Source organism: Paenibacillus sp. J5, assembly GCF_054955055.1.
In genome coordinates, this window is record NZ_JBUEDD010000002.1 from 135972 (window position 1) to 162414 (window position 26443).

At 53.5% G+C, this 26443-nt stretch carries 19 protein-coding genes; 17 read left to right on the plus strand and 2 right to left on the minus strand.

Translation table 11 applies throughout. The features are described 5' to 3' along the window. Positions 1 to 171 precede the first annotated feature (171 nt). The 3 genes from ACY1JZ_RS03345 to ACY1JZ_RS03355 all read left to right on the plus strand — a co-directional run bounded on the left by ACY1JZ_RS03345 (position 172) and on the right by ACY1JZ_RS03355 (position 3150). Positions 172 to 1209: a UDP-N-acetylmuramate dehydrogenase gene (locus ACY1JZ_RS03345; RefSeq protein WP_462628067.1), complete on the plus strand. Its 1038-nt coding sequence runs from the start codon at positions 172 to 174 to the stop codon at positions 1207 to 1209. Positions 1210 to 1449: 240 nt separating this feature from the next. Continuing rightward, entirely contained in the window at positions 1450 to 2610 is a 1161-nt protein-coding gene (locus ACY1JZ_RS03350; protein WP_462628068.1) for an acyltransferase family protein, read from the plus strand. 24 nt (positions 2611 to 2634) lie between these two features. After that, positions 2635 to 3150, plus strand: a complete 516-nt coding sequence (locus ACY1JZ_RS03355; RefSeq protein ID WP_462628069.1) for a DinB family protein — start codon at positions 2635 to 2637, stop codon at positions 3148 to 3150. A 102-nt stretch (positions 3151 to 3252) separates the two neighbouring features. Here the strand turns inward: ACY1JZ_RS03355 and ACY1JZ_RS03360 are convergent, their stop codons facing one another. Beyond that, on the minus strand, positions 3253 to 3660 hold the full coding sequence (locus ACY1JZ_RS03360) for a CBS domain-containing protein (protein WP_270171102.1): 408 nt from the start codon (positions 3658 to 3660) through the stop codon (positions 3253 to 3255). 179 nt (positions 3661 to 3839) lie between these two features. Between ACY1JZ_RS03360 and ACY1JZ_RS03365 the strand changes: the two genes are divergently transcribed. Further along, the gene (locus ACY1JZ_RS03365; protein ID WP_462628070.1) at positions 3840 to 4130 is read left to right on the plus strand and encodes a hypothetical protein; all 291 of its coding nucleotides are present in this window, start codon (positions 3840 to 3842) and stop codon (positions 4128 to 4130) included. Here the strand turns inward: ACY1JZ_RS03365 and ACY1JZ_RS03370 are convergent. Beyond that, positions 4127 to 4510 carry a PadR family transcriptional regulator gene (locus tag ACY1JZ_RS03370; protein ID WP_270171098.1) on the minus strand — a complete coding sequence of 128 codons (384 nt, stop codon included), beginning with the start codon at positions 4508 to 4510 and terminating at the stop codon, positions 4127 to 4129. The two genes, ACY1JZ_RS03365 and ACY1JZ_RS03370, sit on opposite strands and share 4 nt — an antisense overlap. 438 nt (positions 4511 to 4948) lie before the next feature. Here ACY1JZ_RS03370 and ACY1JZ_RS03375 point away from each other — a divergent pair, with 438 nt between their 5' ends. The 13 genes from ACY1JZ_RS03375 (at position 4949) to ACY1JZ_RS03435 (ending at position 26295) form a co-directional block, all read left to right on the plus strand. After that, positions 4949 to 5890: a methyl-accepting chemotaxis protein gene (locus ACY1JZ_RS03375; protein WP_462628071.1), complete on the plus strand. Its 942-nt coding sequence runs from the start codon at positions 4949 to 4951 to the stop codon at positions 5888 to 5890. A 183-nt stretch (positions 5891 to 6073) separates the two neighbouring features. Continuing rightward, the gene (locus ACY1JZ_RS03380; RefSeq protein WP_270171094.1) at positions 6074 to 6475 is read left to right on the plus strand and encodes an Rrf2 family transcriptional regulator; all 402 of its coding nucleotides are present in this window, start codon (positions 6074 to 6076) and stop codon (positions 6473 to 6475) included. Positions 6476 to 6488: 13 nt separating this feature from the next. Then, positions 6489 to 6959 (plus strand): DinB family protein, encoded by a 471-nt coding sequence (locus ACY1JZ_RS03385; RefSeq protein WP_462628072.1) that lies wholly within the window; start codon positions 6489 to 6491, stop codon positions 6957 to 6959. Positions 6960 to 7093: 134 nt separating this feature from the next. Further along, positions 7094 to 8002 carry an NAD(P)/FAD-dependent oxidoreductase gene (locus tag ACY1JZ_RS03390; RefSeq protein WP_462628365.1) on the plus strand — a complete coding sequence of 303 codons (909 nt, stop codon included), beginning with the start codon at positions 7094 to 7096 and terminating at the stop codon, positions 8000 to 8002. A 325-nt stretch (positions 8003 to 8327) separates the two neighbouring features. After that, positions 8328 to 14615, plus strand: coding sequence for a rhamnogalacturonan lyase family protein (locus tag ACY1JZ_RS03395; protein WP_462628073.1), 6288 nt, complete (start codon positions 8328 to 8330; stop codon positions 14613 to 14615). A 112-nt stretch (positions 14616 to 14727) separates the two neighbouring features. Further along, entirely contained in the window at positions 14728 to 15462 is a 735-nt protein-coding gene (locus ACY1JZ_RS03400) for a 4'-phosphopantetheinyl transferase family protein (protein ID WP_462628074.1), read from the plus strand. Positions 15463 to 15861: 399 nt separating this feature from the next. Continuing rightward, positions 15862 to 17892: a beta-xylosidase family glycoside hydrolase gene (locus tag ACY1JZ_RS03405; protein WP_462628075.1), complete on the plus strand. Its 2031-nt coding sequence runs from the start codon at positions 15862 to 15864 to the stop codon at positions 17890 to 17892. Positions 17893 to 17951: 59 nt separating this feature from the next. Next, complete coding sequence (locus ACY1JZ_RS03410) at positions 17952 to 19931, plus strand: carbohydrate-binding protein (protein WP_462628366.1); 1980 nt, start codon at positions 17952 to 17954, stop codon at positions 19929 to 19931. A 304-nt stretch (positions 19932 to 20235) separates the two neighbouring features. Then, positions 20236 to 21318 carry a DUF418 domain-containing protein gene (locus tag ACY1JZ_RS03415; protein ID WP_462628076.1) on the plus strand — a complete coding sequence of 361 codons (1083 nt, stop codon included), beginning with the start codon at positions 20236 to 20238 and terminating at the stop codon, positions 21316 to 21318. A gap of 363 nt (positions 21319 to 21681) precedes the next feature. Continuing rightward, on the plus strand, positions 21682 to 23178 hold the full coding sequence (abc-f, locus tag ACY1JZ_RS03420) for a ribosomal protection-like ABC-F family protein (protein WP_462628077.1): 1497 nt from the start codon (positions 21682 to 21684) through the stop codon (positions 23176 to 23178). A 264-nt stretch (positions 23179 to 23442) separates the two neighbouring features. After that, on the plus strand, positions 23443 to 24369 hold the full coding sequence (gene cyoE, locus ACY1JZ_RS03425) for a heme o synthase (protein ID WP_270171087.1): 927 nt from the start codon (positions 23443 to 23445) through the stop codon (positions 24367 to 24369). Between the two features lie 251 nt (positions 24370 to 24620). Then, positions 24621 to 24962 carry an Asp23/Gls24 family envelope stress response protein gene (locus ACY1JZ_RS03430; RefSeq protein WP_462628078.1) on the plus strand — a complete coding sequence of 114 codons (342 nt, stop codon included), beginning with the start codon at positions 24621 to 24623 and terminating at the stop codon, positions 24960 to 24962. Between the two features lie 184 nt (positions 24963 to 25146). Next, positions 25147 to 26295, plus strand: a complete 1149-nt coding sequence (locus ACY1JZ_RS03435) for an NAD(P)/FAD-dependent oxidoreductase (RefSeq protein ID WP_462628079.1) — start codon at positions 25147 to 25149, stop codon at positions 26293 to 26295. Positions 26296 to 26443 lie beyond the last annotated feature (148 nt).

Sequence of the window (26443 nt, forward strand, 5' to 3'; positions counted from 1 at the left end):
AAATATATAATGAATCGGTACAGTATGGTCTTGTTGCCGAGGCATTGACGATATATATAGAAAAGACGCCTTGGAATAGGCGGCAGCATGGATAGGCCCACCGCTGGCGGAGGCTTGCAACAACGTTCGCCTGCAGTGATGGAGCTTGGAACAATTGGAGGTAAACATACATTGACAGATAATCGTTATGATCGTTTTAACAAGCTGTGCATGAGGCAGGTCATGCTGGCCGAGCATTCCTCTTACGCCATTGGAGGAGAGGCTCCTTATTTTGCGATGCCGCAGACCGTGGAGGAGCTGTCTGAGCTGCTGCAGGTGAGCAAGCTATATGGCATGGAAGTGCTCGTATTCGGCATGGGCACCAATATATTATTTCCAGATCGCCCTAAGGCGGATACCCTATATATTTCATTGAAGCGGCTGTCGGAGCTGAGTGCATCGGGCGGACGCTGGTTCGCATCGGCTGGATTGCCGTTATCGGTGCTTGCGCTCGCGGGACTGTGGTCGGGCAGTGATGATTTCCATTTCACCTATCTGATGCCTGGCAGTCTCGGCGCAGGGGTCTATATGAATGTGAAATATCATGATGTCCAGATGAGCGACAGGCTGGCGGCAGTGCATTATATTGATTGCTCTGACCCGGCATTGCCGCTGCGGAAGCTGGCGGTTGCAGATTGTGAGTACAGCTACAAGAAATCGATCTTTCAGCAACACCCGTGGATTATTGTTGGTGGGGAATTCGAGCTGCCGGAACCAGAGGGGGAAGCCATCAAGCAACGCGCGGAAATGCTGGAGCGCTACCGCCAGGAGGCGGATAGCTTGTCTTCTCTTGCGTCCTTCTACGCATTCTTCACGAAGGAGGCCAGCCTCATCCCGGCCTGTAGCGGCGGATTGCCTGCGCCGATGCAGCAGATTGACGATTACCGCAATGGCATGCGCCATTTCACGCATCCTTCCTGTGGCTCCTTCTTCAAAAACTATTACCCGGCAGGCATCTCGATCGGTGCCATTGTTGACCGCCTGGGCTTGAAGGGAACCGAGCATGGCGGAGCCTGTATCTCGCCCTACCATGGCAACATGCTGCTCAATATGAAGCAGGCGACTGCTGCGGATATTCTCTATCTCAAGGAGCTGATCTCGGAGCAGATTGAGCGGCAGTACGGATTCGTACCTGAACCGGAGGTCGTCATTGTCGAAGGAGAGGATTAAGCTTAGCGCGCAGGACAGTTGTCCATGCAAGGCGGCATGCTAATGGAGCATGGCAGAGCAGGTTAGGGCAGTATTGGTAATGGGGGATGAAGCAGAAGGGATGGAAGAAGTAAGGCGATGAAGAAAGAAACGGCTACAACAAAGCTATTCTACCTGGACGGTCTTCGAGGAATCGCAGCATTTGTTGTGGTGATTTCACATTATATATAAGTGTTTTACCCGGCTGCGCTAAATGGGAGAGTGCAAGAAGCACACTTTAAATGGGACACATGGTATGGGCACTCTCCAATTAATTTATTCTATAATGGTCAATTTGCCGTTTGCTTGTTTTTTGTTCTCAGTGGTTATGTGCTCAGTGTCAGCATGTTTAATACAGACCTGGATCAAGAGGAGTTTTATAAGCGATTGCGTTCCAGTGCACTACGAAGGTATATTCGGCTTGCTGTACCCGCAGCGACATCCGTATTGCTCGTATATCTGGCCATTATTATGAATTTATTTCATCTCCAAGAGATATGGGATATAACATGGACAGGTATGAAGAAGGACTACTATGCTCTGGACATCAATCTGTATACCGTTATCAAGGCGGCTATTTATGATCCGTTTATTCGGTTTACAGCGCATCCATATAATCCAGTGCTGTGGACAATGAGCTATGAGCTGCTAGGTTCTTTTTTTATTTTCGCTTTTTTGGCTTTATTTGGGCGCATGAATAGAAGATGGATGGTGTATGTGGTCTTATCCCTTGCTTTCATTCAAACCTATTTTATCGCTTTTTTGTGGGGAATGCTGCTGGCAGACTTGCTGAAGGATCGATGGGCTGAAAGTAAGATAACGAGGGGGCTAGTGCTAGTATTGGGGATCTATTTGGCCTCGGCACCCTATACCTCATTCACGGGGACGATGTATCAGCCGATTGAAGTGTGGGTTCAGGCGATAAATCAATGGTTTCTCCTCGATATTAACCCGCGGCTGCTTGCACGAACGCTAGGGGCTGTGATGATTTTATTTGTCCTGCTGCGTTCACAAGTGCTACAAAGACTGTTTGGCTGGGGGCCATTTGTTTATTTGGGACAAGTCTCGTTCTCCATTTATCTTATTCATTTTACGTTTATCAATACGTTCTCAGCATTCATATTTAGTAAAATGATTCATCAATATAGTTATAATCTTGCTTATGCAATTACGTTTAGTGTTTCGATGGTGCCCTTGTTCATCTTGTCGCACTTCTATATGAAGTATATTGACCAAGGAGCAATCAAGCTGGCTCGATCCGTCGAAAAGAAGCTCCTGCATGAACGTCATCCGTCAGATGAGGTCTCCGGCGTTATGTTTGGCAGCCTCATGAGCTGGGCGAGGTTTGCCAATACGAATCGAAAGATGTATCGTATAAATTAGCAAGAGGCGAAAGGAGAGAGGCGCATGCTAGGCAGACCCGAAAAAACAGAGTATTCAGCAGCCGTGGGAACTTATATTGAACAGGTGAATGAAGAAGATATCGTCAAGTATCTGAGGGAGCAGATGAATCGCACTCTCGCGTTGCTTCAGCCGCTCTCGCAAGCTCAGTGGGAATATCGGTATCAGCCAGAGAAGTGGAGCGTGAAGGAGGTTATCGGGCATCTGATGGATAATGAACGAATCGCCAGCTATCGCATGCTGTGTATTGCACGTGGCGATACAACACCATTGCCTGGCTATGACGAGAACATATATGCCAAGAACGCTGGCTATCATGATATGGCTCCTGAGGTAATTATGGAGGATTATAGAACGGCCAGAGAGGGGACGCTTGCCATCATGCGCAGCGCTCCCCCTGAGGCATGGCTGCTTGCAGGTTCAGCGAACGGAGCCGCAATCACCGCTCGAGCGGTGGCTTATATGATCGCAGGACATGAACGTCATCATATCCAGGTGCTGCAAGAACGCTATCGATTGTAACGCTACGGGAGATTGTAATGCCAGCAGCGGCTAAGCCAGCAGCGCGGGCTGACGGCTTAGCCGCTGCTCACAATCTGCTCCCGCTAAGAGTGAAGACACACTCTAGTCCATGATGTTCCGGGTATAATAAGCGATGATGTCCTTGCGGCGAATCAGACCGAGAAATAAGCCCTGAGCATCCACGACAGGGACGAAATTCTGATCTGTGGCGAGCTGAAGCATATCATCCAGATCAGCATCCAGCATGACGGACTCGTTGAAGATATGCTTCTTAATATCCATGATGGGCACTTGATCCGCATTCTCAAAGGTGAGTCCGGGCGTTTGCTTCAGCTTCCATAACAGATCGCCCTCCGACAGAGTGCCGATATAATAGCCCTGCTCGTCAATGATTGGAATCGCCGTATAATAATGATGCTCCAGCACCTCCAGCGCTTCCTTCATCGAGGAGGTAGAAGTGATGAAAGCGACATCTTTCTTCGGGTGGAGAAATGAAGCGATCGTAGCCATAGCTGTCAGCTCCCTTCAATATGAGATAAAATAGATTGCAGCGGGCGCTGCTGCCAACGTGGTTCCATCAGAATCGACTGTATACAAAATTGTAGCATATTATAGCCCATTTATGTACCCAATGATAAGAACTCGCCCTAAGCGTGTCAACTATGTTGCGATATTAATGGAGGGATCATATGCAAAAGGAACAACAGCAGGCAGGAAAGAACAGGTCGATGGAGCAAGAGCTGGCCAAGCAGTTGCAGGAAGGGCCCATGGAGCTGTCCGAGCAGGAGAGAAGGGCCAAAGCCTCCCCCTCTCCAAAGTATGAGGTAAGAATCCAAACGGTGCATGATCCTGTAGTGGAGGAGACGAAGCGATTTCGCAAGCTGGCCAAAGAGGTGGATGATCGCTATGACCGCTATCTGGAGCGTGCATCACGGCAGCAGGAGCAGCATGTGGAGCATCAGGAGGAGGGCGACAGCTAATCCTGATGCTTCTGGATGGTCTGCTCGAATAGCTTATAGACCTTGAGAGCCAGGGCTACCCGTTCAGGCAGATCCCGCTGGAGCTGCCTGAAGTACTCTCGCCCAGAATCTGTAATTTCATAATATCGGTTATACCGGTTATCATCATCCCAGCGGCTCGTTGCATGCCCCTTCTCCGCCAGCTTCTTCATCCTCTGCGCAAGATAAGAATCATTCACCCCGACCCCCTGCAGCGTCGTCGTAATGACACGGTCAATCTGCTTGCCATAGCGCCGTCCATGCTGCAGCTCTGCCAACACCATATAATCAATCACATGCTGAACCCGCACCACATGACCAAGTGACGACTCCTTATCGATCTGAGCATCTTTTTCCCTCATGAACAAATCCCTCCCTCTCTATTAATTCCATGTGTTCTCATTATACGTGTTTGCACGTGATAAATCCACCCCTTTGCAGCCATAGGGGATGTCCGTAGCTACGGAAGCTGGCATACTTACGTGAAATCATCATACGTGTTTGCACGCTTATTAATTAACATAATCACCGTATCTTGTCACCTCATCTATCATTCTGACCACGACGCTACTTGGTTCACTATCCGTTGCTTCAAGAGTGGATTTAGGTATAGGTCCAAGGATACATCTAAATCTTTGATTACTATGATTCTAAAGACTCGCTTTTGTTTATTTATTGTATATGTAAATAGAGTATCCTTAAATAGTCATTGGTGAATCTGGCAACTCGACATGGTCATGTTCCCGATGGCTCTCGGGGATGTACCATAGGAAATTAACAGCAAGAGCGGAGGAGAACGGATGATTATGATGCAACGTGGCGACCATTCGCCAGTTAACTTAAATTCAGACGCAGTAATGAACGAGCAGATTATGAGCGCGTTAACCAACAATTTGGCAATGATTCATTTCAACCTGGAGCGGCGTGTTACTTCGGTGAATGCAATATTTGCCCGAACCTTGGGCTATAGCCAATCAGAGCTTATCGGGATGCATCATCAGCAGTTATGTTTTCGGGATTTTGTAGATTCTACGGAGTACGAGCAACTATGGAGCAATCTGCTGGCGGGCATCAGCTTTCAGGATAAGATCAAGCGTAAGAGCGCTGCGGGTGGCGAGGTATGGCTGGAAGCCACCTACATGCCTATATTGGATACGGATTCCAGTCGGGTGGTCAGCGTCATGAAGATTGCCACCGATATTACGGAGCGCAGGAACCATGCCTACGAGTTGGTTCATCAGTTGCAGGAGATGGCCGCAGAGCTGAACGGGCAAGCCGAGCAGGGCATTACGCGCAGTAGAGAACTGCTCTTGGGCACAGAGAGCATCGATCATGCAACGCAGCAAAACACCGCTATACTTGGACAACTCCAGAGCCAGGCTCGCAAGATTGAGGGACTGGTTGAGACGATTCAGGGCTTTGCATCGCAGACTCAACTGCTTGCACTGAATGCAGCGATCGAGGCGGCTCATGCCGGCCCGTATGGGAGAGGCTTCGATATTGTAGCCAAGGAGGTAAAGAAGCTATCGGTCATGGTGCAAAGCTCTATTCATCAGGTGAAGCAGAGCGTCGATGCGATGACCTTGGAGATGGGGCGCATCTCCAAGGGAACCTCACAGGTACAGACGATTGCAGTGGAGAATCGCCACAAGCTTGCTGCGACAATGAATGATTTCGAGGTGCTGTCCACCTCCGCGCGCACGTTGGACGAGCAAGCCCATGACGTAACTGCGATGGTGTAGGCAAAGGTGCTAATAGCCCCGACAGCGCCGGGGCTAATAGGCATAGAGTGCAGGTTGCGGTTGCGCCCAGATAATGGTTCAACCGGCGCCTCCTTGGGGGCGCACATTTTAGTATTATCCTTGACGTCATGAAGCATAATAGTTATTATAGATATATAAAGTCCATGTTTGAGGTGATGATCAATGAAGTTCTCAAAGGCTACCGATTATGCTCTCCATACCATGCTCTTTCTAACGGCCGCGACTCCTCAAAAACCAATGAGTGTGCAGCAGTTGGCGGAGCGACAACGAGTGTCTCCAACCTACCTGTCCAAAATACTGACTAAGCTGGTGAAGGCGGGCATGATTGAATCGATAACGGGTGTGAATGGTGGCTATCGACTCAAATTAAATTGGGAAACTATCTCGTTTCTAGATATTATTCATGCAATTGAAGGCTCGGCCTCCTTGTTCGATTGCAGTGTCGATCATGGACCTGGTTGCCCGATTCAGAAGGTGGTGTTATCGGCAGAAGAGAAGATGGAAGAACAGTTGAGAAATCAGAAAATGTCGGATCTTGTGAGGGAACTGAATATAGTTATTTAAGGAGAGCGAGAAGATGGATGTATTCAAAAGTCAGTATGAAATGATCCAACGCACAAGGGAATCATTATTTCGTTTTTGCGAAACGTTGTCCCCCACAGATTATGTTAAAGAAATAGAACCCTTAGGCGGAGTTTCTATTCGCAGTCTGCATGTTCATGTAGCCGATTGTTATCGGGTATGGTTAGGGAGTCGTGCCCTTGGTAAATCACTTCCCAAAGTAAACCCGGAATCCGTTGACAATGTACAGAAAATGCGTGAAATTTTTAAGAACACGGATGAACTGGTTTATGAATTTCTAAATGACTTTAAAATCAAATGGGATCCTACCATTACAGCATCCTGGCAGAGTGACAGTGTAGAGTTAACCGAATTATGGTTATTTTCGCACACCATCACCCACGAATTTCATCATAGAGGGCAAATTGTAAAAATCGGCAGGCAACTCGGGTATATCCCGCCGAAAATGAACCTGGCTAAACCTTAGTGATTTCATCCACATTTTTTTAAGCCTATTATAGATAACTCATATCTTTAAAGACTATAATGTGAAATTATAACGTGGAGAGTGGAGAATATGCAAGAAAACAAATCCCAAGGAGGAATATCAAGGTGGACAATGTGAAGCTTCTGGACGTAGCGATTATCGGCGGAGGACCGGCCGGTCTGAGCGCCGCTCTCATTCTGGGGCGCGCGAGAAAACAAGCTGTCCTCATTGACGAGGGTCGTCCCCGCAATGCTGTGACTCGCGAGGCGCATGGATTTCTGACACGCGACGGGATAAGTCCGAACGAATTCCGCGGCCTCGCGAAAGAACAGTTAAGCAATTATCCGTCTGTGTCGCTGGCAGAAGATACAGTGATGTCGATTGAGGGAGAGGATGGTTGCTTTCGTTTGAAGACGGCGCAAGGGAAGAGGATTACCAGCCGCAAGCTGCTAATTGCTGTCGGTATGAAGGATCGACCACTGGATATTCCGGGCCTGTCCGAGGTATACGGGAAAAGCGCGTTCGTCTGTCCATATTGCGACGGTTGGGAATTAAAGGACGAGCCGCTGGTTGTCATAAGCAGAGGAGCCGCGCTTATGCACTTCGCCCCGCTTCTGTCGGGATGGACGAAGCGGTTTGTTGTCTGTACGAACGGACCTGACGAGCTTAACGAGGCCGAGCGTGAAGAACTACGCAGCCATCAAATACCATTGTTCGATTCCCCCATTCGTTTGATCGATTCCAGCGCCGGAATGGTGAAGCAGGTTGTGCTTGAGGATGGGAGGGCGCTACCGTGTACGGGAATCTTTTTCAAACCTGAGCTAGTACCGGGTTCGGACTTGCCGCAATCGCTAGGCTGCCGCGTCTCGGAAGAGGGGGTTGTTTCAGTCGACGAACTTGGTAAGTCGAGCGTTCCCGGCATTTACGCTGCGGGCGACGCGGCCTCACGGATGCATCAAGCTATTGCCGCCGCCGCTTCGGGAGCAATGGCTGCGGCGGCGATAAACAATGAACTGAACAAAGAGGCCTGGCTGCGCGAATAGCTTGTCCATACGACGCAGTATTTGCAAAACCTGCCGATGTATGCGGCGGTTCCTTTGTTCACGCAGTCACTTGTCCGATGAGAGGATTGGGCTATTGGAGGTTTTCCAATAGCTCTTTCTTGAGCTCGGCACCACTGATTTTTACATAATCAAGACGGTTTTTATGATGTAAACGCATTCATTTACATGGTAGAATCTACTGCGAAGGAGGTTCCTTACATAAAATGTTCACTGGCTACTGGCCGCAAAGAAAGGTCTGCACGAAGCCGCCCAGAATAGCCGAGGTAGCTTGTAATTCCACAGCCATAAGGAGGAATGTTAAGGTATGATACGAGCTTCACACCGTTATCGCCGTTATGCCGGCCTGCTTGTATTTTTGTTGCTGTTCTCATCCCTGCAAGCTGCCATACCCGTTCGTGGCGTCCATGCAGAGGAGACAGAGACTCGGACAGCCTGGCGCTTTGACTTTGGCGGTCCGACCAGTCCGGTGATGGAAGGCTATGAGGCTGTCTATCCCGGCCTGCTGTATACGACCGAGCGTGGGTATGGTGTCGATGAACGGGCGGACAACTTCCGTCACCGTGCTGGCACACTGAACGATCTGCTTAGTGATTTTCTTCTATCTGGCGGATTCACCTTCAAGGTAGATGTGCCTAATGGCAAGTATAAGCTAAATATCTACACCGGCGACCCGATTGGCACGGGCACAACTCGCGCTCGCCTGTCGATTGGCGGCATTGAAACTGGCGGATTGACCTCGCCTGCCGGTCAGGTGACCTCTCACGTCTTTGAGGCTGATGCCACTGAGGGGCAATTGATCCTCGACTTCAGCACCTGGCATGCAAATAGCGGCGGAGTGTATATCAATGCGATCGAAATCGATGTGATGGAGGATTCGGAACCGGAGCCGGAGCAGCCTGGGGATCAGGAACCTGGTCCCCTGCCTGACGGCGATGTGATTCGCTTGGACTTCGGACCGGGAGCAGCCGAGGAAAACTATTTGCAAGTACAGGCCTCGACAGCCTATACGGCTGAGCGCAAATATGGCTTTGTCAATCCCGCACAGGTCAGCGGCGTGAACCGTGGCGGCGCGGATGCGCTGCGCTCCGATTTTGTCATGGTGCCGGATGCAGAGTTCAGGGTGGATCTGCCGAATGCGGATTACAGCGTCTCGCTCATTGCTGGCGATGCGGAGCAGGCGACGGAGATTGCAATCAAGGCGGAGGAGATGCAGAAGGTTCAACTGACTACCCGCGAAGCGGGCAGCTATCTGGAGATGTCATTTGACATAGCCTTGATCGATGGGCAGTTGACGCTTGCGTTCAGCGGGGCGGCGCCCAAGCTGAATGCACTGGTCATCACCCGCAAGGCTGCAAGAGCGCCGGGTGATGTGCCACGTATCTATCTAGCAGGAGACTCAACCGTCCAGACCTATGATCCGTACTGGGAGCCGCAGGCTGGCTGGGGACAGATGATCGAACAATTTTTCAGTGATGCGGTCAGCTTCGAGAATCATGCGATCGGTGGGCGCAGCTCCAAGACGTTCATTACGGAGGGGCGGCTGGATGCTGTCTTGCAGAAGATTCGGCCGGGCGATTATTTCTTGATACAGTTCGGACATAATGATTCGACCATCAGCAGGCCGGAGCGCTATGCTTCACCTGCCGACTACAAGGTGTACTTGAAAACCCATCTTGACGGAGCCCGGCAGCGCGGAGCAACGCCGATCCTCGTCACCCCGATGGGGCGTAGAGACTTTAATGAAGCGACGGGAACGTTTAATGTCAGCTTCCCTGACTATGTACAGGCGATGAAGGAGGTAGCAATGGAGCAAGGGGTGGCGCTGGTCGACCTGAGCGCTCTAAGCGTTGCCTACTATAATTCCATCGGCCCTGAGGCCTCGCGTTCCGTCTTCCTGCATGTGCCTCCCGGCATCTACCAGGCCTTCCCGAATGGCTCAGAGGATAATACACACTTTCAGGAATACGGAGCTATCCAGATAGCCCGCCTGCTGGCGACAGGTATACAAGCGCTAAATATTCCACTCTCTGCTCATGTGCAGGAGCTGGCTCCGCCTGACAGCGTGCCTGCCCAGCCGACAGGGCTGATTGCGGGAAGCATCAGCAATGCAGGCGCTGTGCTGAAGTGGAACGCAACGGAGCATACAGATATTTACCGCATCTACCGCAAGCGAGCGGCGGATGCCCAGTATACCCTGGTTGGCACCTCGACCGTGCCGACAGCCGAGCTCTCCGGCATGGCGGAGGGGCAGAGCTACCTGGTACGGATTACCGCGGTGAACGGCAAGGGGGAGTCGGAGCCATCAAGCCCGATCACCATCACAACCAAGGCCGCACAGTACCGCTATGACTTCGGCCCAGTCGGCTCGCCGGTTGCGCCCGGATATACCGGTGTGACACGCAGCACGATCTATACGCCGGAGCTCGGCTATGGCCTCGTCTCCAGCGCAGGCATGGCCGATCGTGATCGGGGAGGCGCTACGGATGCGTTGCGGCGGGATTTCGTGATCTATTTCGGAGGCAGCTACGAATTCAAGGTTGATCTTCCGAATGGTTACTATGCCGTCAAAACCTACACAGGAGACTGGATCGGTTCAACGCGCACCGAGATTCACATTGAAGGCAAAAGTTATGGCACGGTAACCTCAGGGAAAGAGAATATCGCCGAAAAGGTCTTCACGATGATCCCCGTTCGCGATGGCCAGATGAATCTGGTGTTCAGCGGACAGACCGCACATCTGAACGGGCTGGAGATTACACCGATTCTGCTGGCGCCTGCCGGATTGAAGCTGGAGCAGGTGAAGCTGGATGAGGACCCTGCCGAAGCGAAGCTCTCATGGGTGCCGTCTGGCGATGCGGCCAAGTACCGTATCTATCGTCAAGCAAGCGGAGCAGCAGCGCCCGGGCAGATCGCCGAGACAGTAGGCGCCAGCTATACGGATCAGAGCGCCTCGATCGGTCTGAACTATCTCTATAGCGTCACCGCATTGGATGCTTCAGGACTGGAGTCCGTGCCATCCATTGCGGTGCAGGTGGCGATGATTGACGAGACCGTCAGCAAGCCGGCGGTGCCGACAGGACTCACTGCGGCGGGGATTGCAAAGGAACGGATCGATTTACAATGGCAGGCTGCCCAAGGGGCACGCTTCTATCAGGTATACCGTTCGAAGAAGGCTGCTGGCCCGTATGAGCTGCTCGCTCAGGCTGCGGAACCATCCTACTCCGACACGACTGTGCTGACCACCATTCCGTATTATTACAAGGTAGCCGCCGTGAATGCCGGGGGCATCTCGCAGCTATCGACAGCCCTGGAGACGGAGGCCGTGACGACGCTTGTACGCGATATGGAACGTCTCGATCGTGCTCCGGTTGCCATTCGTACAGAACAAGGCAACTATATCGGCTGGCGCATGCTCGGTCTTGACCCGGATTCGATCGCTTTCCACGTGTATCGTGATGGAGAGCGATTGACTAGCCAGCCCATAACAGACAGCACGAACTATGTCGATCCGACAGGCAACGAGAATGCCAGCTATACGCTATCCGCCATCTTGAACGGGGTGGAACGGCCCATTACTGAGCCATTTGGCGTATGGCAGCAGCAATATCTGTCTGTACCGCTGCAAAAGCCTGCCGACGGGTACACGAAGGATGGGCAGCCGTACACCTATTATGCCGGGGATGCCAGTACAGGCGACCTGGATGGGGATGGAGAGCTGGAGATTGTCATGCTGTGGTCTCCGAGCAATTCGAAGGACAATTCCCAGGCAGGCTATACCGGCATCGTCTACATGGATGCTTACAAGCTTGACGGCACGAGGCTGTGGCGCATCAATCTGGGGCCGAACATTCGGGCTGGCGCGCACTATACTCAATTCATGGTATACGACCTGGATGGAGACGGCAGAGCCGAGGTCGCTTTCAAGACAGCGGACGGCACCGTCGATGGATTGGGCAAGGTCATCGGCAAGCCCGATGCCGACCATCGGAACAGCAGCGGCTATGTGCTGCTTGGCGATGAGTTCCTGACCGTCTTCGACGGCCAGACTGGCGGTGCGCTAGCCACCGTTCCGTATGATCCGCCGCGCGGCGATGTCGCCGCATGGGGGGACAGCTATGGCAACCGGGTCGATCGCTTCCTGGGCGCGATTGCTTATCTGGATGGCGAGCGGCCTAGTCTCGTCATGAGCCGGGGCTACTATACACGCACCGTGCTCGCCGCCTACAATTTCAGAGACGGACAACTGACGAAGCTGTGGCGGTTCGACACGGATGACGAGGGCTACGGCGATTACGCGGGGCAGGGCAACCACGGGATTTCGGTGGGCGATGTCGACGGTGACGGCAAGGATGAGATTACCTTTGGCGCGATGGCGATCGATGACGACGGTACTCCGCTGTACAATACGCGGCTGGGTCACGGGGATGCGATGCATCTGGGCAATCTTGATCCAACGCGTCCGGGTCTTGAAGTATTCGGCGTTCATGAGAACGTCAATGCGGAGTATGGTATGGAGATGCGTGATGCAGCTACCGGCGAGATACTGTGGGGCGTATTTACCGGAATAGATACCGGGCGCGGCATGTCTGCTGACATCGATCCACGTTACCCTGGCGAGGAGGTCTGGGCGGCCACGATTACGAATGCACAGCATATTCCGGTTACCGGACTGTACACCGCCAAGGGCGAGCTGATCTCGACGACGATCCCTTCGTCAACGAACTTCGGCATCTGGTGGGATGGCGATCTGCTGCGCGAGCTTCAAGACGATATTCGGATTGATAAGTGGGACTGGACGAACAGCACGACGAAGAATCTGTTGACGGCCACCGGAGCGGCATCCAATAACTCGACCAAGGCCAATCCGATGCTGCAGGCCGATCTGCTCGGCGATTGGAGAGAAGAGGTCGTATGGCGCTCTGCAGACAGTACCGAGCTGCGCATCTATTCGACGACCGATGTAACAGAGCATCGCATTCGCACGTTGATGCATGATCCGATCTACAGGCTGGGCGTCGCCTGGCAGAATGTCTCGTACAATCAGCCGCCGCACCCTGGGTTTTACCTGGGTCATGGGATGGAGATGCCGCCCATGCCCAGCATCCGCTATGCAGGAGATCAAGCTGTAGGCGAGGTTGAGGTGAGCAGTGTGAGCGGCGCAGCCACAGTACGCGCCGGCTCCTCCCTGCAGATGAAGGCGAGCATCCGACCTGCTGAGGCCACCAATCAGGAGGTCATCTGGTCGGTGCACTCTGTAGACGGGTCGCCAACCGAACTGGCAACGATCAGCCATCAAGGTCAGTTGCAGGCGCTGAAGCCTGGGGCCGTCATCGTCAAGGCTGAGGCTACAGACGGCTCCAGAGCTAGCGGGCAGGCAAGCATCACGATTCAGCCTCCTGCGTCCATGTACTATCCATCGGCGCAGTCATCCTCGCCATCAGCACTTGCTGCGCCAGAGCCGCAGAAGAGCGGCGCAGCCAGCGGAAGCGGCGAGCTGACGCTTCGCCTGGAGGGAACAGATGACGGGCGGCTTGCGCTGAGTGCAGCGGAGCTGCGCGGGGCGGTCGAGGGCGGCAAGTCATTGACCATCCGGGTGGACGGCAAGCCGGGGAGCAATGGAGTCAAGCTGGAGCTGGCACTGGAGGGCTGGCAGCAGGGCGATGCCAAGCCGTCAGCAGTCGTGCTGAAGACGGCTTGGGCAAGGCTGGAGCTGCCGCTTGACGCGCTGCTGAGTCAGATGGAGCAGCAGAACGGCAAGGCAGCAAGTCGGCTGACGATCGAGCTGATGCGGGAGGAAGACGATGCGTTGCGCATTATGCTGCTGGCTGACGGTCAGAGGCTGGAGCAGACCGCAGCCTACCGCATCGGGCTGCCCTATCAGCTACAGCCAGGCGAACAGCAAGAGCAGGCCGTAGCGTATAAGCGGCAGGCGGATGGCAGCTATCAGCCTGTGCGCCATTCGCGCTTCGTCTCCGGGCTGGCTGAGATTGAGCTATGGGCTGGTGCGCCTGGAGCTTACATGGCGCGCAGCTTCAATGGCAGCTTCAGCGATATTGCGCAAGCCTCGTGGGCAGAAGCTCCGATTCGCTTGCTTGCAGCGCGCGGTATTGTGGACGGCTACAGCGATGGACGCTTCCGCCCGAATGAGCAAGTGACACGAGCCGCCTATGTGAAGCTGCTGTTGCTCGCGCTGGAGCTGGATGGAACGGAGGGAGGCAGCAGCTTCAGCGATGTGGCGAGCAATGCTTGGCATGCCGGCTATATTGCAACGGCTCATCAGCTCGGCATTGTACAGGGTAATCCGGCAGGACAGATCAAGCCGGATGACCCGATCAGCCGTCAGGAGATGGCTGTGATGACAGCTCGGGCAGCCGAGGCTGCCGGAATCGAGCTCGCGGGCGGGAACGAGTCCCCAAACTTCACAGACAGCGGCGATATTGCCGATTACGCAGCGGAGGCTATCGCCCGACTGCAGGCAGCCGGTCTGATTAGCGGTAAAGGTGACGGAAGATTTGTGCCCAAGGAGCCGACGACCCGCGCGGAGGCTGCCAAGCTGGTCGCACAGCTCTGGGAGCTGCGGACAGGGGGATGACAACTGCTCCGCGCTCATTGGAGGTTCATTCCTGCAATGCAATATGCTAGAATAGAGTGGACATAGATTCCATATTTATCCCAATCGACTCCAGGTTAAGAGGTGTTAGCCGTTGCATAGCAGCAAGGAATTGAATCCCGCCAGCGCGCGGTTCGGCGCGCATATTATCGCGATGCAGGTGCCCGAGCAACTGGAAGAAGAGGTGTATCGACATCTGCTATCGGATGCCGCCCCTGACAAGCAGCAGCGGATAGAGCGATATGTCCGGCGCGCCGATGCCTATCGTTCGCTGCTTGCGGATGCGATTGTCCGCCGCCGTTTGGCAACCCAATTGAGAGTGAAGACGTCCGACCTGACCTTCAGCAGCAATGCGTATGGAAAACCCTATGTTGAGCAGGGGGAGGGCTTGCATTTCAATACGACGCACTCGGGACAATGGGTAGCTGTCGTATTCAGTGATGAGCCTAGCGGGATTGATGTTGAAATCATGAAGAAGAGCGATTCGCTGCCGCTGGCCAGGCGATTCTTCTCACCCACGGAATACGAGGCCATCCAATCGAGTGACCAGCAGTTGCAGACCTTCTACACCTACTGGAGCATGAAGGAGAGCTATATTAAGGCTCTGGGTCTTGGCTTGTCCAAGGAGCTGACCTCGTTCACCGTCCTCATCAGCGCGGACGGCAGCGCAGATGTAGAGGATGAAGGCCGTCTGAGCAGCTACCGGATCTACCCGTTTGAGCTGGATAAGGACTATTCCAGCACCGTCTGTCTGAAGGCGGGCTGCCGCATCGGCGCTGTCGAAGTGTGGGGGCTCGCTGCGCTGATGGAGGCATCTAATCCGGTCTAGCTATCCATGCTAACAGGCTAGCAGGCTGAGCGAAAGCCTAACGCACGAGCAAGATGCTGATGCACCGAGCATGCAGCAGACCCCATAGGAGGCTGAGGAGCCGCTACGTTCTGATTGGTTTGCCAAGAGCAAACACCGATCAGGAGGGAGCGGCTCTTCTTCTTGTGAATTGAATAAAAAATCACAAAAAATGGACATATTTTTCTATTTCAATTTCCTGTCGCAATGTTAAAGTTTACTTGTAAATATGTAAATATTTTGTCAAAATTAATAAAAGGAGGTGAGCGGGTATGCAAAACGAATTGAAGGGAGGGGAGACACACATCTCGCTAGGACGAGAGGGCACAATCAGACATTCTATCGTTATTCTGCTTGCAGGCTCAGGAAGGATGTGACACGATGAAATTAAAAAGCTTGATATTATTGGTATCGCTTACATTGTCAATTATATTTACATCCTCTGGAGTCGAGGCCACCCAGACAGGAACCACGTTCCAGAACCCTGTTATTTATGCGGATGTACCCGATCCTTCTGTCATCAGAGTAGGGAACACATTCTATATGACCAGTACGACGATGCACATGAATCCTGGCGTGCCCGTAATGCGCTCCTATGATCTGGTGAACTGGGAGATTGTCAACTATGTCTATGATACGCTGGGCAATATGGATGCACAGATGCTAAGAAACGGACAGAGCGAATATGGCAAGGGTTCGTGGGCGAGCAGCCTCAAGTATCATAATGGCACGTATTACGCCGTATTTTCCTCGAGCACGGCCGGCAGAACATTCATCTACAAAACACAGGACATTGAGAATGGCACATGGACTCGCTCCACGATTAACTTTTACCATGATATGTCCCTCCTGTTCGATGATGACGGGCGCGTGTACCTCGCCCATGGCGGCGGAGATATACGGCTGACTGAGCTGACCTCAGATGCAAGCGCTGTCAAACCGGGAGGAGTCAATCAGATTATCATCCCAAATGCGAGCGCAGTCGCAGGACCGAACATCGGTCTGGCGGCAGAGGGGGCGCATCTTCAGAAGATTAATGGGAAATATTACATCTCCCTGATTACGTGGCCGCAAGGCGGCAACCGCACGCAGCTCATCTTCCGTGCAGATCAGATTACCGGGCCATATGAAGGCCGTGTTGCGCTGAACCACAATGGGATCGCTCAAGGCGGACTCATCGATACAGCCAACGGCGACTGGTATGCCTTCCTGTTCCGCGACTTTGGCGCTGTGGGCCGCATTCCTTACCTTGTACCGGTCAGATGGCAGAATGGCTGGCCCGTATTCGGTAACAACGGTCAGGTTCCTGTACAGATGCCAAAGCCGGTCTATGTCGCTAATGCTAACGAGAAGATCATTTCCTCGGATGAATTCGATGGAACCCAGCTTGGGAAGGTGTGGCAGTGGAACCATAACCCGGACCCTAGCCGCTGGTCATTGAACGCTCGTCCCGGATATATGCGGATCACGACTGGTCGCACCAACTCGAATCTCCTGGATACAATCAATACGCTGACGCAGCGATCCTACGGGCCGGAGAGCTCTGGACAGACCATGCTGGATGTGAGCCGGATGAGAAATGGCGACTATGCCGGGCTGGCCGCATTTCAGAAAAATTATGGCTATGTCGGGGTCAAAATGTCCAATGGTCAAAAATCGATCGTCATGGTGAATGCTTCTTCGGGCAATGCCACCGAGGTCGCCAGCATTCCGCTGTCACAGAACAATATCTATGTGAAGATCGATATGGACTTCAAAAACCGGACAGACAAGGCATACTTCTACTACAGTCTGGATGGCAACCAATGGACAGCGATTGGCAATACGCTTCAGATGAGCTATACGCTTCCGCATTTTATGGGCTATCGCTATGCGCTGTTCTATTATTCCACCCAATCTGCGGGGGGAAATGTCGACTTCGATTACTTCAGAATCGAGAAGCAGCTAACAGGTACAGGCGGCTCCGGGCCGGCCCCGATTCAGAACAACGCCGTCTATTACCTGGAGAATCAGCACAGCGGACTTCGCATCGGCATCTCCGGCGCTTCGACGGCCGCAGGAGCCCAAGCTGTACAATCGAACAATTGGGGTGCAGCAGATCATGAGTGGCGAACCGACAGCCTGAATAACGGCTACTATAAGCTGACCAATGTTCGCAGTGGCAAGGTGCTTGGCATCGAGAACATGTCCACCTCCAACGGAGCCAAGGCGGTGCTCAAGGATAGCAGCAATGCTGCTGACCAGGAATGGCAATTGGTCACCGTCGGCAATGGCTATTACAAGCTGGTTAACCGTCACAGCGGCAAGGTGCTGGGCGTGACGGATATGTCCACCACTACAAGCGCGAGCCTGCTTCAATGGGACGATAACGGGACGGCAGACCACAACTGGAAGTTCAATTTTATTCGATAAAGGTAAGCACCTAATTCTAAGGAGGCAGATCATGTATGCGTATCAAAAGAACATTTAGTATGTTATTGCTAGCTGTAGCGCTCATATGGACAGGGGTTCTCGGTGGGCAAAGTGTCCATGCGGCAACGCCGTCGCTGGCCAAAACACCAACCAATGGCAATCCACTCATGGATCATAAGCTGGGGGCCGATCCGTTCGCGATGGTCTACAACGGCAGAGTCTACCTCTATATGTCAAGCGATGCTTACGAATACAATAGCAACGGCACAGTCAAAAACAACTCTTTCAGCAATCTGAACAAGGTGCATGTCATCTCCTCTGATGATATGGTGAACTGGACGGATCATGGCGCAATTCCCGTCGCAGGTCCTAACGGTATTGCGAGGTGGGCGAACGGTTCCTGGGCGCCAGCTGCGGCACACAAGAAGATTAACGGTCAGGACAAATTCTTCCTCTACTTCTCCAACTCGGCGGGCAGCATCGGTGTGCTGACAGCCAACAGCCCGATCGGGCCATGGTCGGATCCGCGCGGGCAAGCGCTCATTACCCATAGCACGCCAGGTGTGGCGGGAGTGGTGTGGCTGTTTGATCCGGCCGTGCTGGTCGATGACAACGGCGACGGCTACCTGTACTTCGGCGGCGGCATCCCTGGCGGCAACAACCCTTCTCAGGCTCAATACGCGAGTCCCAAGACAGCTCGCGTCATCAAATTGGGCAATGATATGACCAGTGTCGTCGGCAGCGCACAGACGATCGATGCGCCATTCTTCTTCGAGGACTCGGGTATTCATAAATATAATGGCAAATATTACTATTCTTATTGCGCCAACTTTGGCGGCAGCCACCCGGCGAACATTCCGCCTGGCGAGATCGTCTACATGGTGAGCGATAATCCGATGGGGCCATTTACTTATGTGAAGTCCATCCTGCGCAATCCTGGCGTGTTCTTCGGTGGAGGGGGCAACAACCACCATTCGGTCTTCCAATTCAATAGCAAATGGTATATGGCGTACCATACCCAGACCGTAGCCAAAGCCCAGCTCGGCGATGGCAAGGGCTACCGCTCGCCGCACATCAACGAGCTGACCTATGCCGGAAATGGCCAGATCAACCCGGTAACCGGCACGATGCAAGGCGTCGCGAAGACGAAAAACCTGAACCCGTATCAGCGGGTTGAGGCAGAGACGATCGCATGGCAGGGCGGCATTAAGACCGATGTGGCTCAGTCGCCAGGCGGTATGGTACCAAGCTCTAATCTGGCTGTGACCGATATTCATAACGGGGATTGGGTGGCTGTTGCCAATGCGGACTTTGGCAGCGGCGGTGTGACGAACTTCAAGGCGAACGTAGCCTCCACCGTAGGCGGACAGATCGAGATTCGTCTGGACAGCACGACCGGGCCTGTAATCGGCACGCTGAATGTGACGCCAACCGGCGGCAATCAATCATGGAGTCTGCGGGAGACAACGGTGAGCCAGGTAACGGGCGTGCATCATGTCTACTTCATGTTCAAGGGCTCAAGCAACCAGCCACTGTTCAATTTCGACTACTGGCAGTTCGGCAATACGCCAGGGGGCGGTGAGCCGCAGCCGGAGCCTTCGGAGATCAAGAGCGGCAGTGTCTACTATTTGCAGAATCAACATAGCAGCCTGCGCATTGGCATTTCCGGTGCCTCGACAGCCAATGGAGCACTCGCCGTACAATCCACTAATTTTGGTGCAGCAGATCATGAGTGGAGAGTAGATAGCGTAGGTAACGGCTACTTTAAGCTGACCAATATGCGCAGCGGCAAGGTGATGGGCATCGAGAATATGTCGACTTCCAATGGTGCGAAGGCGATGCAGTGGGATGATAACGGAACCGCTGATCATGAATGGCAATTCGTCTCAGTCGGCAACGGGTACTACAAGATTGTGAACCGCCACAGCAGCAAGGTACTCGGCGTAACGAATATGTCGACCTCAAGCGGTGCTGAGATTGTCCAGTGGGATGATAACGGAACGGCTGATCACAACTGGTCCTTCCAATTCGTCAGATAATTATTATACGGTTACAAAAAAGCGCAGCGCTTTGGGCAAGTTGTCCAGAGCGGGCGCTTTTTTTTGTATCATGCATTCTACTCTAAAGCCATGGGACGGCTTATGATCGCAGCACATGTCACCCAGCCTTATCCTGCATGCAAGGATACTCTTGTGCCCCTATTGACCTTAGGTCAGACCTAAGGTGTAGGATGAGTTCAAGCCGGGATGCAGACGAACGAGGAATGAACGCGCTGCTCGCAGGCTGCATACTGGCCTCGTGCTGCGGGAGCGTCAACATAGCTTTAAGAGGGAGCGGAACCGGATGACACAAGCAAAAAAACGGATTACTGGATTGGACGTGGCCAGAGCCTGGGCTATACTGGGCATGATTATCGTCAATTACAAGCTGGCTATGGGAGCCCAGGACAGCGGGCCGGCCTGGTTGAACGCGGCGGCAAGCCTGCTTGAGGGACGGGCGTCCGCACTATTTGTCGTGCTGGCAGGAATCGGCACTGCGCTGATGACTGCCAGAGCACGGGGATCGGCAGACCCATCGCTAGTAGGGCAAGGTCGGAGCAGTCTATACAAGCGAGCGCTCTTCCTGATGGGGGTGGGCTTACTGCTCCTGTCGATAGGCTGGTCGGCAGATATTTTACATTACTATGGCGTGTTCCTGCTGGTCGGCGCTGCGCTTCTGTCGGTCAGGGATCGCCTCGTGCTGGCGCTCGCGGCCATCGCAGCCCTTCTCTCGCTCTTGTTGCAGCTTACGCTGGATTACAGCGCAGGATGGGCGCCGGGATACCATGAGTATACCCAGTTATGGAGCATCGACGGATTTGTCCGCAATTTGCTGTTCAACGGCTTTCACCCCTTATTCCCATGGCTCGCTTTTTATCTCATGGGTCTATGGCTGGGACGCAAGGGCTGGCTGGCCGTCGCCAGACTCCGCCGTCCACTGTTATGGCTCTCCATCGGATTAACGCTTACAGCCGAGCTGTTATCCTGGGGGTTGTCCAAGGCAACATCGTCTATGCTGGATGCTGAGGCAACAGCCTATCTGTTCACCACCAAGCCGATGCCGCCTACACTGCTATATGTCGGCTCCTCGCTAGGGACAGCGATTGCTGCTATCCTCATCTGTCTGGCATGGGCGGAACGGTTCCATGCTGCGCGTCTGACGACGATGCTGATCCGCACAGGGCAATTATCACTGACCCATTACATCGGACATATTGTGCTCGTTCTGGTGCCTCTGCAATTGGCAGGGGTGCTCGAGAACGGCAATCTCGTCATTGCAGTGCTCTGTTCACTGCTTTACTTTATCCTGGCGCTGCTATTTTCCTTCTGGTGGCGGCAGCGGCATGAGCGCGGACCCATCGAATGGCTCATGCGCAAGCTCGGGTAACACAGGGAGGAGAAGCTCTAGCTTGCATGAGCGCGGCAGCTATGCTAAACTAATGGTACATTTTTAAGGACAGGAGCTGACCAGGATAATGTACAACTTTCTTGCCTAAGTACAACGATAAACATGCCATGTTTATTTTTGTATCCGCAAGAGAGTTGCTTTATCCTTGTTGCTCAATAATACGCTCCATCTGACCTGCATGTGGCAGGTTAGCTGTGCTGTATGTATTTAAGCTGCAGGAAGGCGACTTTCTTGCAGCTTTTTCTATGTCTCGCGCAGGCGGCTCCTTCTGTTACTACCGGAAGAGGCCGTCTGCCGCACGCACAGCCCCGGCGCTAACGCCGGCAGAGGAGGAAAGTACACATGTCATTGATTCAAGTGAGCCAGCTCACGTTTGCCTATGAAGGCAGCTATGATCCGATATTCGAGAACGTCAGCTTTCAGTTGGATACCAATTGGAAGCTGGGCTTCACCGGCCGCAACGGCCGCGGCAAGACGACCTTCATGAAGCTGCTGATGGGCGATCATGAGTATCGCGGCACGATCGCGGCACAGGTTGATTTTGAATATTTCCCGTTCGAGGTGGACAATAAGGATAACCTGACCCTGCATGTTGCAGAGGAGATTCACCCGGACATCCAGTTGTGGCAGCTACAGCGGGAGCTGTCGCTGCTCCAGGTATCGGAGGATGTCTTGTATCGACCACTGCGCACGCTATCTAGCGGCGAGCAGACGAAGGTGCTGCTGGCAACGCTATTTCTCAAGGAGAATCGATTCCTGCTCATCGATGAGCCGACGAATCATCTCGACCAGCATGCGCGGGGGCTGGTCAGCCGCTATCTTCACTCCAAGCGCGGCTTCATTCTCGTCTCTCATGACAGAGCCTTTCTGGATCAATGTGTCGATCATATCTTATCTATAAACAAGACGAACATTGAAGTGCAAAAGGGGAATTTCTCGGAATGGTGGGCGAACAAGCAGCGGCAAGATCAATACGAGCTGGCAGAGAACGACCGGCTGCGCAAGGACATCAAGCGGCTGCAGGAGGCTGCCCAGCGTACCAGCAAGTGGTCCGACGCGGTGGAGAAGTCGAAGAATGGCACGGTGAATTCCGGCTCCAAGGTTGACAAAGGATATATCGGCCATAAAGCGGCCAAAATGATGAAGCGCGCCAAATCAATGGAGCATAGACAGCATAGCAAGGTGGAGGAGAAGTCCAAGCTGCTGCATAACCTCGAGAGCATGGACAGCCTCAAAATCTCGCAGCTTCGTTATCATAAGCAACAGCTCGCCGAGCTGAAGGATATTGCCGTGCATTATGATGGTCATACCGCATGCAGCGGTGTCAGCTTCACGGTCTCGCAGGGCGAGCGGATCGCCCTGTCCGGCCCCAATGGCTCCGGCAAGTCCAGTCTGCTGAGGCTGCTGGCGGGAGAAGCACTGAATTATACCGGCACGCTGCAGCGCGGCAGCCAGCTTAGCATCTCCTTCGTCTCGCAGGAAACCTCGCAGCTCCAAGGCAGTCTGTCTGCTTATGCACAGAGCTGCGGGATTGACGAGAGTCTGTTCAAGGCGATCTTGCGCAAGCTTGATTTCTCGCGGGTGCAATTCGAGAAGGACATGAAGGACTTTAGCGGCGGCCAGAAGAAAAAGGTGCTGATCGCCAAGAGCTTGTGTGAGCCTGCACATCTCCACCTCTGGGATGAACCCCTTAACTTCATCGATGTCATCTCCCGTATGCAGATTGAGGAGCTGCTGCTGGAGCATCAACCGACGATCGTGTTTGTCGAGCATGACGGCGAATTTTGCCGCAACATTGCCACCAAGCATGTAGAGCTGCTGCCGCAGCCAGAGCGTTAGCTGTCCTATCCGGTGCGGTGCGCTTCAACCGAGAATTGTGATCGGCTACGGCAGGGCTACGGCTCAGGGTATTCCAGGCAGAAGAGGGCAGGGGAGCGTATTTTCCAGACGTCAATGACTTTTTGCTCAAAAATCATCATATTTTTGCCACAGAATAGTGACAAATATATGATGATCCGCTTTTTACAGCTACGAGGTTGATGTTCTGTGCTATTATAATTATAGTATTTACTAAAGAGAGAATAGGGAGGCAGAACCACACTCATGCGTAAAACAGATGAAGTTTTGGACACAGGCTTAACCCTGCCCACTGTGTCCTTTTCAAAAATTGTATTTGAAACGATAAAAGTGGGGATTATAAAATCTAATCTCATTGCGATGTTTGCCGGGCTATGTATGGCATTATATGTCCATGAGACTTCGTTTTTCACTCATGTCGGGAGCATCGTACTGGCGGTGATCGGATCGGCGCTTGTCATCGGATCAGCGGGAGCATTCAATAATCTGTACGATCGGGACATTGATGCGATTATGGAGCGAACCAAGCAACGTCCGACCGTTACAGGTCAGATGGAAGCGAAGCGCGCGCTCGCACTGGGCGTAGGGATGGCGATAACGGGGATTATCGCTCTGTACGCGGCTTCGCCGCTTGCTGCGCTGTTTGGATTTCTGGGGCTGTTCCTCTATGTCGTGCCCTATACGATGTGGACGAAGCGAACCACCATCTATAATACCGAGGTGGGTAGTCTGTCCGGCGCTATGCCGCCGCTGATCGGTTGGGCAGCGATCTCCTCCGATATGAGTCACCCGAGCATCGCTGCGCTGTTCATACTGCTGCTGATCTGGCAAATGCCGCATTTCTATGCGATTGCGATTCGCCGCTTCGATGAATATAAGGCTGCCAAGGTGCCGATGCTGCCTGTAGTCAAGGGCTTGCGCCGCACGTATGTGCAGACCAATGTCTACCTTGTTGTGCTGCTGTTGTCCAGTGGCCTGTTCTGGAGCTTCAGTCCCTTCATCGCCATAACATCGGCGCTGCTTAGCCTCGTATGGCTCGTGCTCAGCATTCGCGGGTACAAGAAGGTAGAGGCTGACAAGTGGGCCAAAACGATGTTTATCTTCTCATTGAACCACTTGACCATATTGCTGATGATTATTATTGTGTACTCCCTGGTCAAGCCTTTATTCTAGAATCATGCATGTTGAGACGGCTGCCCTGGCTGGATGCGGGCAGCCGTCTTTGTGCATCATTCGACAGTGACGGCCAGCTTTGCACATCTGACGACAGAAGCTCTCCTTGTATGATGAGAATATTTGACGAGCCCTGCAATTATGAATTAAAATGAGTATAAATGATACTCCAAACTATCACTAGGAGCATCCAATGAAGGATACGCCCGGGGAGCAGCAGCGATCTTCGGACATATGAGGAGGCGGAAGGCATGATGATTCAACAGGTATTGGGCAAGGTGACGTATTCCAAGGATGCTATCATCAAAATTATCAGCCAGACCATCACAGCGACGCAAGGAATTGCAGCAATGTCCGAGGGCCTTGTTGAAGGGCTTGCCCGCAAGCTGACTACGACTCGCTCATTGGGCGGCATTGAGCTGACACTTCAGGATGCAGGGCTGCATATCCGCTTGAGCGTGATTATCCAATACGGAATGAAAATGCATGAGGTGTGCCACGAGCTGCAGCACAATGTGCGGGAAGCGGTGGAACGAACTGCAGGCCTTGCAATTGATGGCATTGATATTCGTGTGGAAGGCGTAGCCGTCTGATGGAATAGATCGAGTAAATTGGATGAGTTGTAGAGGGAATACAAGGATGCTCCAGCGTCGCGATGACCGTGAGGCTGGAGCATCCTTTTGCATGGTAAGCGGTATGCGTCGCAGCACGACGCTGGCTAGATGGTGTTCAGCCTGCGCTGGAGCAGGGGGAACGGAGTAGGAAAGGAGATTCAGCATGAAGAAGGTTATTGTAATCGGAGCCGGTATCGCGGGAGCATCGACCGCCTATCACCTGGCTAAGCTGGGAGCTGAGGTGCTCATTGTCGATCGCCAGGAGCAGGGTCAGGCGACAGCGGCGGCGGCGGGCATCATCTGTCCGTGGCTGTCGCAGCGTCGCAACAAGGCATGGTACAAGCTGGTCAAGGCCGGAGCGCGATATTACGCCGAGCTCATCGAGGCGCTCGCAGGTGAAGGGGAGAGCGACACGGGGTATGCGCAGGTCGGGGCGCTCTGTCTGCAGCAGGAGACAGAGAAGCTGGTCAAGCTGGAGGAGCGCGCGCAACAGCGTCTGGCGGATGCACCGGAGATCGGGGCGGTCTCGATGCTGAGTGAGCAGGAGACGGTCGCACGCTTTCCGCTGCTGGGAGCAGGCCAGGGTGCTGTTCATGTGAGCGGAGCGGCTCGTGTAGATGGGCATAAGCTTTCTGCAGCGCTCCTGCGCGGCGCTCAGCGCCAGGGCGCCCGACTCGTCCATGGCAGTGCTGCCATAAACTATCGGGGGACACACGTCAATGGAGTCACCATCCGTGGCGCAGACGGACTTAGCTCCAGCTATGAGGCGGATGAAGTTGTCGTCTGCGCCGGCGCCTGGGCGCGCGAGCTGCTGCAGCCGCTCGGTCTGCTGTTCTCCATCCGCCCGCAGAAGGCGCAAATCCTTCATCTGGAATTGCCTCCGGGCTACGATGCGTCTTCCTGGCCTGTCGTTATTCCTCCTTCCACCCAATATATGCTGACGTTCGGCAGCTCACGGCTCGTCATTGGAGCCACGCATGAGGATCACGCTGTGGATTATGACGTCCGTGCTACGGCTGGCGGGGTGTACGAGATCTTACATAAAGGACTTGAGATGGCACCCGGGCTTGCCGATTGCGCGCTGCAGGAGGTTCGTGTCGGGTTCCGGCCCGTCGCGCCGGGATTCCTGCCCGTGCTGGGCAGAATGCCTGGCTGGGGGGGACTATCTGCGGTCAATGGGCTGGGCTCATCCGGGCTGACGGTCGGGCCCTATGCTGGCAGACAATTGGCGCGGCTCGTGCTTGGCCTCCACACCGAGCTGGATATTGCGCCTTATGATGTGGGACAGGCGCTGGCAGCACAGAGTCCATAGCTTGCGGGGGATAGAGAATGTCTCTTCCCGGGGTTGACCTTCCCCTTACGGCAAGGCGCATAGTGGAGATCAAGCACAGGGGCGTATACAGTGAGAGCTATTGCAGCGGACATAACATAACCGATGCAAAGCCAAGCTGAATACAGCA